The organism is Enterococcus avium ATCC 14025 (assembly GCF_000406965.1).
GTDB classification, from domain to species: domain Bacteria; phylum Bacillota; class Bacilli; order Lactobacillales; family Enterococcaceae; genus Enterococcus_A; species Enterococcus_A avium.
This window is the reverse complement of sequence record NZ_KE136368.1, coordinates 205,541-219,991: the sequence shown is the minus strand read 5'-3', so window position 1 is coordinate 219,991 and position 14,451 is coordinate 205,541. Positions and strand designations below refer to the sequence as shown.

The following is a 14,451-nucleotide window of genomic DNA, read 5'->3' as shown; positions in this document are numbered from 1 at the left end:
GAAAGGAACCTGCATATTTGATCAACTCCATCGTATGAGAAACACCTTTCTAACAAAAGAAGAGCTATTTCATGAAACAGCCTCCTGCGACATAAAGAAATTGCCCATCTAATCGAGTATCTCGTCCAATTAACTCTTCATCAACATACCAACGTAATTCACTTGGTACAGTAATGAATCCCTGATCTATCCAATACTCGCCCAACTTTTTATCTGTATCAACCTCGGATATGAAAGTCACATTGTCAGCATTTTCTAATAAATCCTCTTCTGAATCAAATAAATCTCCGATTAATTCTTTGGCATGATCTCGTACCGCACTGGGTAATTCCGAATATTGTTCATACAATTCATTTAAACGATCCAAACTATCGTATTGACTCACAGTAAATGGCGTATCCGAATCCAAAATAATGGTTTCCTCTTCGGATTCATTTAGACCTAGTTTTGTGACAATATCAGAGTAGTCCACTGGTAGGTCAAACCAGCCGCCTTGAATAGTTCCACTGACATATTTAGACAAATTAGCTATATATATTTGTGCTTCCATCAGACACACTCCTAAACAAATATATTTTCTATTAGTAAAACCGATCCTTGATAAAAGGGTTCGTTAGCGTAACGACCAAGATCAAGTAACTCTTTTTGGATAATTTCCTCAGTCACTGCAAGTTTTGTTTCTTCACAAATGGATTGTCTCAATACTTTTTGAACTTCATCAACAGACAAAAGAATAAATCCTACCTGCTGGTTATATACTTCGGCTACACAGTTTGAGTAAACTCGTAATGGCTTCACACCTACCTTCACCGCTATCAAAGCTTTTTTCGGAACGCAAAAAGAATAAAATTCAATCTGGCTCAAATTGCTTGGTTTTACTTGCCAATTTAACTCCTCCAATTTGAGTTCATAACTTTTCCTTACCTCCAGCAGTCGTGCAATTTCTTGCCATGCCGGGTCATCCTGAAATTCACCACGTTCGAGAATTCGTTCAATCAAATCCATCGAATAATTGAAGACACTCAACGCTCGAATACGTTGATCAATTGCTTCGATTTTTTTCTGACAATGATTGATTCCTGAAAAGAGGTAGTCCTTGTTATCCTCCAACTAAATCACCTCCTGATGATTGAAACCAAGTAAGATAGCTTTCTTTGTCTTCACTCAATTCAACATTTTCAATCGTCGCATTCACAAAATCTCTGCCGGAAAGTTCATCGACAATTTTTAGCAGCTTTAGTGTGGGCGCTACTTGGGTCTCAAACCAACGTTCCGCCCGTTCGATTGAAAACTTTTCTGCCTTCATGGAAAAATTCAACTCTTTGACGGTTCGAAACATTTTAGCCCAACGCTCATTCACAATTCTTGATTCTGAATCAAGCAAGTCATAAACCGTTAATTTATCGTTGATCAATCCCGCACCGATCTCACCTAAGTTCGTTCCGGTAATAAAGCGATCAATAATCTCGGTTGCTTTTTCCGCAGCACAACGCAATTCGTAGCGATTGTAGATACCGTATTTTAGTAAGGCATCTTCTACAGAAATCCGCTCACGATTGGCAATCTCATACCGTTTTTCATAGAAGTTGAAGAACATTGGTGATTTTCTTGAACCAAAATAAAGGGATAGTCCTTTGTTTCTAGCTACCCCTGATTCCGTATAGTATCCACCATAGTTTTCAAATAATTTAAAACTGTCTTCGATCAATCCTTTGTGTTCCTTTTCCAAAATGGAAAACAAATCAAAGTATTCTTCATCTTCTCGCATCCACATTTCATCAATAGCAATATCAATTCTGCTGCATTGCACACGGCTATAACAACTTTCTAGCATTCCTTGTTTTTGCCAAAGGTTCAATAAGTATTCCTGCCAGTCTGTTTTTCGTTCATTCAATACCATTTCGTACTCACGACAACCTTGCCCTGAGAATTGAATCAGTACATTTTTCGTTGTTTCCTTTGTATGCCAAAACACCCAGATATTCCCTCGTACAGATACTTGGTCAAACATGTAGAGTCCTGTTGAACGGGTTTCAAACTCTAACTCATCCATGCCTAACACTCGCTGGATAATATCTTTAGGTGCTGCATCAAAAAAAGACAAACGCAAATAATCAATCATGACTCGCATTTCTATCCCATGTTTCATGTAGACACGAAAATACTCTTCGAGCTTTTGTTTCACCTCTTCCGGAATCGAGCGCTTGCCTTGTTCCATTTTTTTGTAATAGGACAAAGAGATGTCCAGTATTTGTGCAAATTTTCGTTGAGAGACTGGTTTTTGTTTTCCAGTCTTCGCATTGGATAACCCAAATTTGTATCGATAATTTCGCAGTTCTTTAGGCTCCAATTTCCCTACACCTCAATTAAATAACGAAATCTACTTTTTTTGTCTCTTCAAAAAGAGTCATAAACCCCTTGGTATGGTTGATTTCTCATTTTTGTGTCCCTTCAAAATCGTTAAAAAGGACACAAACGTTCATCTTCGATGAAGCTTGCCATAGCGCTCTTCATTGAGCTTTTTTTGTTTCGTTATTTTATTTCTACCCCCCCTATTAGATACTGGGGGGTAACGGTTTAGGGCAGGCGCAAGCGCCTGCCCTAAACCATCCACGCACACACTTGGCGTGTGCGTTTGCCCTTGCCATACGCGGCTGGCGCCGCTGCCAGTGCAAACGCCACGCTCTACTGAGTGCATGGCTATGCGGGCATAGTTCCCCCTCCAGTATCTACAGTGGATCTTTTTTTATAAAATGTTTTCTTCAATCATTAATCGTTCTGCAAGCTCTTCCGGTGACAAAAAGGTGGCGAAAATCGCAGCCGTTAACTCTTTCCTCTCCCCATTTCTCAACCGATAAAGCTTTTTCAACAATAAAATATCTTCTTCTGTCAGTAAAATTTGACTCACAGGAATCCCATTCCTCAAAATATCCTTTCGTAAGAAACGATAAGTAGTCCGTTTTTCAATTTTTGCGATCCACGAATACAGTGTCCTTGAAGAGAATTCCAAGTCAATCAACTTTGCGGCCGTCCGTACTCGATAATACTTTTCACTCACATGTCATCACCTCACTCGCTTAAAAGATTACTCGATAGTAATATCACCTGCTTCATTCAACTTCTCTTGCCGTTTTCGTTGGTATTCTTCCGAAACCATTTTTCTGAGTTGCATTTCATCATTCACACTATGGTATTCATCCATCATTTCTCGATCTTTTCCAGTAATCCGAATGGCTTCAAAATCCAGTTCGATCATGTGATCAAATTTGGCAAACTCTTCTAAAAAATCAAAATCCGATGGAACAAAGGGACTGTATAACTCTTGAGGAATCCCTTTCCCAATATCTAAATATCCTCGGCCAACTCCCGACTTATTAACAAAACTTTTATTTTTGTTGTCGTCGTAGGGTAAGCACCCAGCGCCTTGCTATATTTCTATAGTAGGTCTCCAAATACTCCCCTCCAAACCGTACGTACACCTCTCAATGTATACGGCTTTCCACTTGTTTAGTCTAGCTTGCCAGCGTGTAATTTCACGTGACATTCATGGCAAAGCACCAATGTTTTTCTTCTTCTAGCTATCATTACTTGTTCCCATTGTCTTTTCCCTTTTAGATTTTTTACCTTCTTCACATGATGGACTTCCATCCGACCTTTACCATTTCCACACCACTCGCATTTATTAGCTAAAAGTCGTTGTGTCAATTCTGTTCGGGCCTTGTAAATAATCGTATCCGGAAGGCTATCGATTTTTGAAGATTTATTCGTTAATTTCTTTTGGGGAAGTCCTTCATTATATAACAAACGATAGTTTGTTCCATGTTTCGTTTCATAGGGAATTACGAACTCGCCATTTTGCTTATATTTTCTAAGAATTTTAGCGATAGACGATTGATACTTTGCAGCTAATGTTTTAAATAAGCTGTAGCGCATTACGTACATGAACGAATTCAGCACATTTGTATTACTAGCTAGACAAAAATAGTTGTAAATCCCACGGATTTCCGCATTGTAAGTACTTAAAATTTCAATATCACTTAAATAGATGAGCGCTGTTCGATGCCTTGGCATCCATGACCCATCTTGCCGTATTGTAACTGTCCCCAATTCTTTTAACTTTGGATTTGAGTCAATATCTTGGACAAATTTTAGTAGAGACGGCTATGCCATTTCCTCTCTTGACAGATCTTCAAACTCCTGTGGAGTTAGATAACCAATCGAACTATGGATTCGATTTCGATTATAGAATCCTTCAATGTAGCTAAATAACGACCGATTTGCTTCTTCAAAATCTGAGTAAGTAGTCGTATATACTTCTTCTTTTTTCAATGAGGCATGGAAAGATTCGATTCCCGCATTATCATAAGGCGTTCCTTTTCGGCTATAGGAATGTCTTATTTTGTTGGATTTAAGCCAGTTTTCCACGTCAATTGCTGTATATTGGCTGCCTAAATCAGTGTGTAGAATCATTCCTTCTGGAATGGGATAATGCTTTTTTGCTTTATTCAATGTTTGGATCACACAATCTACAGTCATTCGTTTTGAAAATGTATAGCTAATAATTTTTTTAGTATGTAAATCCATGATTGAAGACAAGTAGCACCAACTATTTTTCTTGGTAGGAATGTAAGTGATATCAGCCACCCATTTTTCACAAATCGTTTTAGTAGAAAAATCTTGGTTTAAGATATTTACTCTGGATACCACTGCTTGTTTATTACTTTGTGGTTTGTATTTTCTAATAGTAATAGAACGTAAACTCAGTTGTCGCATTAGTTTTTGTACGTGTCTAAGTGAAACTGAAATGTTTTCTTTGAGCAATACATGATAGATTTTTGTCGCACCATATCGCTGTTTGTTTTCAAAAAAGATATCAGTAATTTTCCGTTTCAAGAAATTATTTTTTATTTGCGTAGCAGTTAAAGGTTTATTTTTATAGAAATAATAGACACTTCTGGGAATTTCTAATAACCGACACAACAAAGAAACAGTGTAATCCTTACACCATTTTTCTATAAATTGAACAAGCGAATTTAGGTCTTTCGAGAGAATATGGCTGCGGCTTTTTTTAAGATTTCAAGTTCCTCTTTTAAACGAGCATTTTCTTTTCTCAATTCAGCCACTTCTTTTCCAGTCAGTCCTGTGGACTGATTAGGTAAATATAAATTCTTCCATTTGTAAATCGTTGCTTCAGATAAGCCATATTCTTTCGCTAGCCCTCGAACAGAACGTCCAGTTTGATTCAGATCAACAATCATCTATTTGAAATTTTCTTCGTATCGGTTCATAAAATTCATCCTCTCGTAGATAAGTTTAATTTATTTCTGTCTCCACGAAAAGTTGTCTAAGATTTGATACTAACACCACTTGTTAATCCATGTTTCTTTAGGGATATAGAGTTTACATTTGTAGGAGTAATAACGTTTCTTTATACCGTTTTTATCTCTCTTGACTGCTTTATCTCTAGTTACGACTACGTGATAACCTAAAAATTTTGCAAACTTTCCAGAATGAGTAATCAATGTTTTTTCCATTGAAAGTTCTATTTTCAATTTTTCTTTTAAGAATTGTTGTATATCACTTTTGATGGTTTCTGCATCTTTTTTTGAACCTATCAGACCAATGATAAAATCATCGGCATAGCGTATATATTTGATTCTTCGATAATTTTCATCAAAACTGTCTGAATAAGGTAGTTGTATTAATTGAGTATGCATAGCCTTTAACTGATCTGTGATTACTTGTTTATCTGTGTTTGTTAGTTGCTCATTTTTTAGTTTTTTCCTTAGCCAATACATCTTCGATTCAAGACGTTTGTAATTTTCATCTTTTCTCCGTTTTTTACCTAGTTCAAATGATGCTTTATATTCTTCCATATACTTATCTAGTTCATTCAAGTAAATATTTGATAGAATTGGTGAAATAATTCCACCTTGCGGTGTTCCACTATAAGTTTTATTGAATTTCCAATTTTCTAAATAGCCTACACGCAAAAACTTCCATATTAGACGTAAAAATCGATCATCATTAATCTTTTTGCTCAATAGCTGAATGAGAATATGATGATCAATGTTGTCAAAGAAGGACGAGATATCGCCCTCAATAAACCACTTACTTCCGTTAAATGTATTGGATATGTCTCCAAGTGCAGTATGGCAACTTCTATTAGGTCGAAAACCATGTGAGGAAGAACTAAATTCTCCTTCATAAATGGCTTCCAAAACCATGCGAATAACTTCTTGAAGAAGTTTGTCTATAAAAGTAGGGATACCTAGTGGTCGTTTCTTTCCATTCTTTTTTGGAATGTAAACACGTTTCACTGGTTTAGGTTGATAGCTTTCTGATCTTAGCGATTCAATTAATTTTTCTATTTTTGTCAGATTGAAGCCATCAATTGTTTCGTTAGAAACACCAGGTGTTAAGTTGCCACTTTTTGAAGCGATATTCCCATAAGCCATAATATAGAATTCTGGATTGTATAGATTTCTATAGATTCTTTCAAACTTATAGTCTTTTTGCTTTGTTTTCTTTGCTAGATTGTTTAGAATAACTTCTGGATTTCTCATGAAGCCTCACGCTCCTTCCTTAATTATTTAAACGAAACAAGCTGATTTCCTTCGCCATGTACTAGGCTTTCCCTAGCTCAGACTACTACGAAATCTCCGTTACCTTATTGAATATTCAGTGCCATCGCTCTTGATTTCTCTTGAGCTTTATCACCATGACCTGGCGTTGCACATAGCTCTCACGAGCATTCCAACTTAGGCAATCCCCGTTTAGCACCTGTAATAATAACTACCTAAAATTTCGGATGTGGGTTTCATCTGTATTCTTCTTTATAGAAGTTCTCGTTGTTAGAGATACGTATGTTACAGACTTCGGACGATACCTATAACATCTAACAACATACAACGTATCTAACTATCTTTTCGTTGTAGGGATGACTGACTCAGACAGACCACCATTCAAGCAGTATAGCTTTCATCCTTATTTTTATTTTTTAACTTGCCAGCTCAGTAGTGGATAGATAGTTTTCCAACTTGCGGCTTTACCAACATGCTACACTCCCTGCTCGGTTTCCTCTGCAGATAAGTTGGTTGTTAATACAGTAAAAATTCGTATCTTATTCTCTAGTGTGTTGTTAACACACAATCATTACAGGCCCGTATGGGCGCACCCCATAGGTCATTTTATATCCAAGCTCAGATAGTCTTCCCAATGAAACTTTTGCGAGTAGATTGTCACGAATACCGTTCGGCAAGCTTTGTGCATCCGGCCGTTGCAAGGCAATGATCATATACACTCCAGCTTGGCGACCTTGAAGAATTAACGGCATCAATACTTTTAATACACGATCTGTTTCTTTATAGTCCAAAGTACTAAAAAATGCGGCCCATTCATCAATGATCACAACGTAAGGTGGCATGTCATAGAAAGCATAATTTTTTCCCATTGTATAATTTTCGTGTTCTCGCATGTATTTGTAGCGCTTGATCATCATTTCAAAGCTGTCTTCCAGCAAGCGAAAAATTTCTTCTTTTTCCATCACAACATGTCCCTTGAACGCAGGCAAATCCGCTAGAACTCCTAAATCTGATTTCTTTGGATCAGCAATTTTCACCGTACCGATTTCCATAAACACCTTGATCAGCGTATAAATGAAATAGGTCTTCCCACCTCCGATACCTCCACTTATAAGCATATTCGGCATCTTGTCATACTCCCAAGAGACACCTTCCATGATTTCAATCGAACCATTCTCCGCCTTAACCTCTCGAATAGATAAGCGACGCTCAATGGTATCCAGCAACAATTTATAGGTGACTAGCATCGGTTTACGATCAATCTCAACTAAATCACCAAGAAATAGTTCCTCCAATACTGAACCCATCATCAGAAATTCTTTATGGCTTTTTCCTCCAAGTTCAAAGGTAAAACAATCCAAGGAATCCTTTTTTCGATAGTACACCTTCGGTAATTGGATCAGCTCTTTTGAACCAGTCTCAGTTTTTATCTTTTTAGTATCCACCAAATTGTTTTCAATCAAGTATTTCAGTAACCATTGACATCGTTGAAGTCTGCTAAAGTAGCCACCGCTTTCTTTAGATCGCTTCATACAAAATAGAGAAGCTGCAATTGTTAGAAATACTAGCCCTGACACGAGTATTCCTAACATGATTATTTGTGGTAGAGCCTTTTGATTTCCATCGATCATCGAAACAATGTTTGTCCAATTTCTCCAACATAGCCAAACTGCTAAAATTAAAGTCGGGATCGAAAAGAAAAACGTGTACCAAACATTTAGATACCGATAATACAATTGAATTCTCTTTCCTTTATAGGAGAATAGACCTCTCACATCTTCACCTTTCCTTTCCTAATCTTTAGAAGTAATGGCAGACTTTTGCTTATTTTTTATTCTTATCACTTTCGCCGGATTGAGTGGAAATTGCGGCCGCTTTTTGAGCTGTTGCTTTCTTCAAACCCTCAGCATAAATATCTAACTCAAAATATTCTCGGTTCCCATCTTGTGCCGCAATGTACGTCAAATGGAACTCTGGATTTACTAATTCAACCGCTTCACGCCATTTAAACATTTCGATTTCAGCAGTTGGTGGGAATGTGACTCGACTTGATATTTTCTTTTTATCGCCAAAGACTAGTTCTGCTCTCTTTTTCGTGATCTCACCTGTACTTTGTCTTGTTTCATCATCAAAACCAAGCACTGGGTCTTCCAGCGAACTAAAGCGAATGGCTCCTAAACTAGAAACATCTAAAGCGTCTGTAATGTTGTTATTGTCCTTAAATTTTAAAACCATAGTTACACACCTTCCTTTACTATTGCATTAGATAAATAAAGAGAGAAATCTAAATAGCCATTTACCGAGTTGATCATTCGCCCATCATCATTCGTTTCCCGACTTGAAATTCGAACTTTATCGGGAACCAAATAGGCTTCATCAAAATCAACCTCAATTTCGCCTTCCGGCAACACCGCAGCACTTTTATCGATCACGATAGGTAAAGCCCCATGTTTTTCAGAATCCCCATAGAATTTTACATAACTACCAAGAACACCATTCACTTCTTTTGGAGCTTCTTTAAATTGTGTACCTAGAATGAAGACTCTTCCGACCCATTCTTTTTTTACTTTTAGCTTTGTTAGTTTCAATTTGTTTCCTTCTTTCCATTTTTTTAATTTAGTAGGAAAAATCATGACCACCCGTGAAAACGGGTGGTTTGCTCTGCGGGTGAAACCCCTTGTTGCTATGACTACGCCTCAAGACGTTACCCTTCACCTTGTTCAGGCTCAGTGTCTTTGTCACTTTCACGACCAGTTAAACTGGTTTATTTTTTTCGATACTTCCTATCTGAAAACGGATCTTCATATTCTCTTACGCTTAATTTATCAACTGCTTGGTCGTGTTGCTCCTGCTCTCGAATATACTTTGCGATTGTTTTTTCATTCAATCCCACCGTACTTACATAATAACCTTCTGCCCAAAATTTTCGATTTCCATATTTATATCTCAAATTTGCATGTTTCTCGAAGATCATCAAGGCACTTTTTCCTTTCAAATAACCCATGAAACTTGATACGCTGATTTTGGGTGGGATGCTTACCAACAGATGAACATGATCGGGCATCATATGTCCTTCTATGATTTCTATTTTTTCGTATTTACACAACCGCTGAAAGATTTCTATCAAGTCTTTTCTCACTTGATTGTAGATAACTTTTCGTCTAAACTTTGGAGTGAAAACAATGTGATACTTACACATCCATTTTGTATGCGCTAAGCTATTTGCTTTGTTTGCCAAAAATACCATTCCTTTCTTTTTGAGCCTGAACACTCTTATTGTAAAGGAATGGTATTTTTGGTGGTAAAACCACTTATCTCTACCCGCATAGCGGGTAGTTTATTTGTTTCGGACAAAGTTCGTCCGAAACTGGGCATCTAGGCCCATAACAAAAAAGCCATTCTCTTTGAATGACTTTGATCTGTTATAATCATATTTAATTTTAATAGCTTCATTTGACGATTTAAGCTCTTTTTATTCACAATAAAGGTAAAAAATGCTATATAGTTGTTAAAGGCGCTTAGAAATAAAATGAGCGAGGTTTTTAAAACAGTGTTACTCAGCATATAACAGTAAGGTTTTAAAATAACCTACTCTAATTAAATAGTAAATCAACTTTGACTCGCATTTTTTAGTTCAATCCCCACCATTCGTTTAAAACCTATTCAAATTGAGTGAAATCAGGTAAAACGAAGTAGTAAGAAAAGTGTTGCTATTAAAGCAATTTAAACCTTTTTGAAATTATTTCCTATTTTTCCGGTTCTTGAGACGGGGGTTCGATTCCCTCAGGGCGCGTATTTTTAACTGTTTTCAGTATACATCAAAGAACGATTTTATACAAAATGGCTTAACACAGCGGTTTATGCTATACATTGATTTACAAATATTTTGTGGATGATTTGTGGTTTGACTATGACAAGTTACGGCAGAGCTACTTCTTGGAGGTAGTATGAGCGGTGATATTCTAAGTAATGTGAAAAAAAAGGATCAATTTATTTTGTTATTCCCGAAATGCAAGAGATTAAAGAAGTTAGTGAAATTCGTTTGAAATGGTGTGCCAATAATCCAGCATCAAACGATTACCGGAATAACAAAAAAGAATATGATATTACTATTAGTCTAAAATAAAGGGCTCTAAGTCAAATCGTGTTGTTTTCATTAAATCACTGAAAGGAAATGCTTCGGCGTTTCCTTTTTTCTTTTTGTTTTCTTGTTCAAATAATGTCGCAAATGTTCTGTTGAATTAGAATTCGCATACGAAGGTGGCGAAAGGTTCTAAAACCGAATGCCACTCTCTTGATCACTTTAATCAAGTTATTCTTCCCTTCAAGTTTTCCGTTCGAATAGGGGTATTTTAATGCATTGATAATCGCTTGTTTGTGTTTGTTTAAGTAAAGAATCGCTTTTTTAAATGCTGGATCAAGCATCGTGGGTAAGTGATCAATGCGTTCGTAAAAGTCTTTATAATCTTTGGTATCAAAGGCATCCAACAAATTTTGATACACATCATAGCTTGTCCGTAAGTGCTCGTCAATCGATAATAAATAGTCCAATACTTCCGATTCCGTCAGGTATTTCCGTTGGAAAAGCGGGTATTGTTTGAGCGAAGAATAATTGATTTTTCTATTTTTTTTCAGAATGGTTCGCCAATATTTCTTAAGCTTGCGATACTTTTTCATGGCTTGCGGGTCGCTCTTTTTCAAGTGATTCATGGTTTTTATCCGTTGTTTGTTAAACGCACGATTGAGTTGTTGGATCACATGAAATCGATCAATGGAAATCCGAGCATTTGGGAAAACGACCTTTGTCACAGAATCATAGCCCGCATTCATATCCATCACGACATGAGAAACGTTTTTCCGTGCGTGATAAGTAAAGCGCATGAAATAGGCGATCAGCTTGAAGCTTCTTCGATCCTCTAAAATATCAAAGATTTTCCCCGTGTCCGCGTCACTGAGAATAAAACACATGGCGCCCTGACAGTCCTTAGTTCCTTTGAATTCATCAATCAATAGATGTTTGGGTAAGTAATTGGGCTTCAGTCGTGGTTCTTCAAAAAAAGAATCCAAGACCCGTTCGACCGTTTTAGCGGAAATCAAGTAACGTTGAGCGATATCTTTCATCGAAATTTTCTTCTTTAAATCAACAGCGATCGCAAACTTGAGCGCTTGGGAGAGATAACAGTTTTCTGCGACATAATAGGTTTTAGCTGAAAAGGTATGGTGACACTGTTTACAATAAAACCGTTGTTTATAGAGATGAAGATAGGTAGACACCTCTTGATAAGGGAGTAATTGAATCCAGCTATCTTTGTAGCCATGATGGATGACGGAGTCGTAGCCGCAACACTCACATCGAGGAGACGGATAGCTCAGTCGACCAGTAAAGACGGTGGCCATTCTGTCATGGACTTTTTCTTTTGAAACGGCGTCTTTAGAAAAAGTAATGTTGGAATCGTGAATATTTAGGATTTGTTTGATGGTTTTGTCTAGGCAATTATCTTTATATTTGATATTCTTAATACTGGACATTTGGTTCGCCTCCTATGATTGGGTTCAGCGATTTAATTATAGGACAACCAAATGTCTTTTTGTATAAAAAAATACTTGGTGTTCTCGCTCAAAAAGAGTAACAACACCAAATATTATAGAACCAAATAAAGATCGCAGTCCTCGCTGAAGCGAGGGCTATTTTTTAGTTATTTCCTTCATTCAATCGACGCTCCATCGCTTTAACACAATCCTATTTTCTCCGTCTTGAAGCGTTCCCATTCTTCTCTGTAAATCAGTATAGGTATCCGAACCGAAGTTACCGTCAAGCGTAACCTTCAATAATTTTTGTAAAGCGCGAATAACATTAGATACGCCCGGTCCAAATTCAACCCTAGGAATATTTCGATTAACACGATTTTTTGATTTGTCCGCTAATGACACCATCATGAATTGAACAGCCCAATACTTCTTGTAGTCGCGGACCCGTGGAACATCGAATGACCAATACCCTTTTCTGAGTATTGCCTTCTGACGCTCTAGAGAAAGAATATGTGATTCATCAAGATTCTGAATCTGAAGAAGTAGTAAAAGATAAGTTTTTTAGGAAAAGTCATTAACGAAAATTTATCAAAATTTCTTAAAATCCAAGCAATTGCGAAAGCTGCTGTATGGAGTGGAAATGATGAAACACATTTTGTTGGAGTCCATGATGATGAAAACATACAGGATATGAAAGAATTTCTTACTGCTGCTGCATTATTTATTTCTGCTGAGTTAAAAGTTGAAGAAGCTCTTGAATTTACAAATCATCCAAAATATCAATAGTTCTATAATGTTCATTTACCTTGTCGCCATTTGTAGTAAAACCTTTACGGAAAAGAATTTTTCTACCTTTGGCTTCGATCTTCTTGTCCGATGCAATTATTTTAGCAATTACCTTTATCGTCCATTGGATTTATATTGCCCATATTTAAGTGGAAATGGGAAATGAACTTCCATATCTCCGCCATTAGATTTGATTTTTTGTATTTCCCCCAATTTTTCCTCTTTGAATGGTGTGGTTACCAGAATTAACTTCTCAACTCTTTTTTTGTTTTTTGGTATACTATGCTGAAAAGGAGTTTTTTATTTAATGGTCATGCTAATATTCCTGTTATCCTTTTGTGTCATCCCAATACACTATTTACTATATAGATTTGCTTCCAAGAGGTTTCATAAACTGAATTTCTTTCTAAAATTGAATTTAACTGCAATTCTTAGCAGTACCCTTTTCATGATGTTCTTAAATTTAGCTCTCGTGTTACCTACAAGTCTGCAGGGTAGCTATGATTCAGCAGGCGGAGATTTAACGATTCTTCCTGTACTAATCATTTGTATTGGTTCCATCTTGTTTTTGCTGTTGTATATCGTAGTGCTTAATGTCGTTATGGCAATTAGAAGGAATCGTAAAAATTGAATTTTAAAACGAATTTAAACCCCTTTGCTACAGGAATTTTCTACTCGATAGTTGTCGTTACCCGAACTTTACTTTTTCAAATCGATTCAGGTAATAGGTTTCCCCATCTACTTCGACATAATTTCCAATGATGTCTTCATCATTTACGTCTGGTATAGTGCCGTAATCTCCTTCGCTCCATTTGTTGTATGCTTCCTCAGCGGTTTCAGCCTCAATTTCAATGCTAACTTGTTGCTTTCTTTCCCAATTAATTTCAAAAGATGCCATGATATTCCTCCTCTATGTCCTCCAATAACTCATCAGTTCTGCCAATGCACACTGTATTCAAGGTATGATTTAACGCTTTTTAACTCAGACAATCGTTCAATAGCAATAACATGTTCTAGTACCTCTTTGGTTTTACTGCGATTTCCAAATTTCTCAAACCACTCTACTTTACGCTCCAATATTTCAATACGTGCGTCTAATATGCTAAACACATCAGTCTTAATAGCCATGTTTCACGCTCCTTTGCACCTTCCAGTAATTTCTCCGATAATCTAGTTCGTATTGACTTACAAAAACAATAGTTCTATCCTAAAGTTGAGTAGTCATTGGAGGTTTTTAAATGAGTAATAACAAAGTACTAGGTATAGCATTGGGTATATTAGCGATAATTCTTATCATTCTTTACACTTTAAAAAACACTTTACTAGCAAACTTGAACATCAATTACATTGGTATTATCATAGCTTTGGTTCTTAGTATGAATGCCATCCTTGTTTTAATTCTAGTTCCCAAAGAGCCCAAAAAATTATTTGTATCTAGACCAATAGGCTATGGCTTAACAATAAATCCGAGAAATCCATTGGGCCTGCTCATTTATACCCTTTTGATTATTCTCATGTTCCTAATTACTGCTTAATTGACTATTTTAAGGCT

Annotated in this window: 14 protein-coding genes and 2 pseudogenes; 1 reads left to right on the top strand and 15 read right to left on the bottom strand. The window is 36.7% G+C overall.

The features are described from left to right. Window positions 1-64: 64 nt before the first annotated feature. The 15 genes and pseudogenes from OMU_RS21985 to OMU_RS21900 all read right to left on the bottom strand — a co-directional run bounded on the left by OMU_RS21985 (window position 65) and on the right by OMU_RS21900 (window position 14,027). Window positions 65-550 carry an antirestriction protein ArdA gene (locus OMU_RS21985; RefSeq protein ID WP_016182045.1) on the bottom strand — a complete coding sequence of 162 codons (486 nt, stop codon included), beginning with the start codon at window positions 548-550 and terminating at the stop codon, window positions 65-67. An 11-nt stretch (window positions 551-561) separates the two neighbouring features. After that, entirely contained in the window at window positions 562-1,110 is a 549-nt protein-coding gene (locus OMU_RS21980; protein WP_016182044.1) for a hypothetical protein, read from the bottom strand. Beyond that, window positions 1,100-2,350, bottom strand: coding sequence for a replication initiation factor domain-containing protein (locus tag OMU_RS21975; protein WP_016182043.1), 1,251 nt, complete (start codon window positions 2,348-2,350; stop codon window positions 1,100-1,102). The genes OMU_RS21980 and OMU_RS21975 overlap by 11 nt, the downstream gene beginning before the upstream one ends. A 396-nt stretch (window positions 2,351-2,746) precedes the next feature. Further along, complete coding sequence (locus tag OMU_RS21965) at window positions 2,747-3,058, bottom strand: hypothetical protein (RefSeq protein WP_016182042.1); 312 nt, start codon at window positions 3,056-3,058, stop codon at window positions 2,747-2,749. Window positions 3,059-3,085: 27 nt separating this feature from the next. Beyond that, window positions 3,086-3,256, bottom strand: coding sequence for a hypothetical protein (locus OMU_RS23800; RefSeq protein WP_225844271.1), 171 nt, complete (start codon window positions 3,254-3,256; stop codon window positions 3,086-3,088). A gap of 251 nt (window positions 3,257-3,507) precedes the next feature. Next, window positions 3,508-4,119: pseudogene (locus OMU_RS21960) on the bottom strand (HNH endonuclease); the annotation flags it as partial. A 42-nt stretch (window positions 4,120-4,161) separates the two neighbouring features. Continuing rightward, window positions 4,162-5,258 (bottom strand): IS3 family transposase gene (locus tag OMU_RS21955; protein WP_225844272.1). Its coding sequence is split into 2 segments (ribosomal slippage): window positions 4,162-5,060 and window positions 5,060-5,258, totalling 1,098 coding nucleotides; the frame shifts between segments, so codons are not numbered across the junction. Window positions 5,259-5,366: 108 nt separating this feature from the next. Beyond that, window positions 5,367-6,566, bottom strand: a pseudogene (locus tag OMU_RS21945) (reverse transcriptase/maturase family protein); the annotation flags it as partial. A gap of 575 nt (window positions 6,567-7,141) precedes the next feature. Continuing rightward, a complete protein-coding gene (locus OMU_RS21940) occupies window positions 7,142-8,320 on the bottom strand; it encodes an FtsK/SpoIIIE domain-containing protein (protein ID WP_225844273.1) in 1,179 nt (392 codons plus the stop codon). 88 nt (window positions 8,321-8,408) lie between these two features. Further along, a complete protein-coding gene (locus OMU_RS21935; RefSeq protein ID WP_016182036.1) occupies window positions 8,409-8,819 on the bottom strand; it encodes a DUF961 family protein in 411 nt (136 codons plus the stop codon). Between the two features lie 2 nt (window positions 8,820-8,821). Continuing rightward, entirely contained in the window at window positions 8,822-9,172 is a 351-nt protein-coding gene (locus OMU_RS21930) for a hypothetical protein (RefSeq protein ID WP_016182035.1), read from the bottom strand. Between the two features lie 176 nt (window positions 9,173-9,348). After that, window positions 9,349-9,831 carry an IS200/IS605 family transposase gene (tnpA, locus tag OMU_RS21925; RefSeq protein ID WP_172481260.1) on the bottom strand — a complete coding sequence of 161 codons (483 nt, stop codon included), beginning with the start codon at window positions 9,829-9,831 and terminating at the stop codon, window positions 9,349-9,351. 965 nt (window positions 9,832-10,796) lie between these two features. Further along, the gene (locus tag OMU_RS21920; RefSeq protein WP_016182034.1) at window positions 10,797-12,113 is read right to left on the bottom strand and encodes an ISL3 family transposase; all 1,317 of its coding nucleotides are present in this window, start codon (window positions 12,111-12,113) and stop codon (window positions 10,797-10,799) included. A 1,474-nt stretch (window positions 12,114-13,587) separates the two neighbouring features. Next, window positions 13,588-13,797 carry a hypothetical protein gene (locus OMU_RS21905; protein WP_016182032.1) on the bottom strand — a complete coding sequence of 70 codons (210 nt, stop codon included), beginning with the start codon at window positions 13,795-13,797 and terminating at the stop codon, window positions 13,588-13,590. Window positions 13,798-13,829: 32 nt separating this feature from the next. Continuing rightward, window positions 13,830-14,027: a hypothetical protein gene (locus OMU_RS21900; protein WP_016182031.1), complete on the bottom strand. Its 198-nt coding sequence runs from the start codon at window positions 14,025-14,027 to the stop codon at window positions 13,830-13,832. A gap of 110 nt (window positions 14,028-14,137) precedes the next feature. Here OMU_RS21900 and OMU_RS21895 point away from each other — a divergent pair, with 110 nt between their 5' ends. Beyond that, window positions 14,138-14,434, top strand: a complete 297-nt coding sequence (locus OMU_RS21895; protein ID WP_016182030.1) for a hypothetical protein — start codon at window positions 14,138-14,140, stop codon at window positions 14,432-14,434. Window positions 14,435-14,451 lie beyond the last annotated feature (17 nt).

Excerpts from the sequence above, each read along its gene's own strand:
- OMU_RS23800 (WP_225844271.1), bottom strand. The coding sequence starts at position 3,256 with ATGATCGAACTGGATTTTGAAGCCATTCGGATTACTGGAAAAGATCGA.
- OMU_RS21920 (WP_016182034.1), bottom strand. The coding sequence starts at position 12,113 with ATGTCCAGTATTAAGAATATCAAATATAAAGATAATTGCCTAGACAAA.
- tnpA (WP_172481260.1), bottom strand. The coding sequence starts at position 9,831 with ATGGTATTTTTGGCAAACAAAGCAAATAGCTTAGCGCATACAAAATGG.
- OMU_RS21905 (WP_016182032.1), bottom strand. The coding sequence starts at position 13,797 with ATGGCATCTTTTGAAATTAATTGGGAAAGAAAGCAACAAGTTAGCATT.
- OMU_RS21935 (WP_016182036.1), bottom strand. The coding sequence starts at position 8,819 with ATGGTTTTAAAATTTAAGGACAATAACAACATTACAGACGCTTTAGAT.
- OMU_RS21985 (WP_016182045.1), bottom strand. The coding sequence starts at position 550 with ATGGAAGCACAAATATATATAGCTAATTTGTCTAAATATGTCAGTGGA.
- OMU_RS21895 (WP_016182030.1), top strand. The coding sequence starts at position 14,138 with ATGAGTAATAACAAAGTACTAGGTATAGCATTGGGTATATTAGCGATA.
- OMU_RS21900 (WP_016182031.1), bottom strand. The coding sequence starts at position 14,027 with ATGGCTATTAAGACTGATGTGTTTAGCATATTAGACGCACGTATTGAA.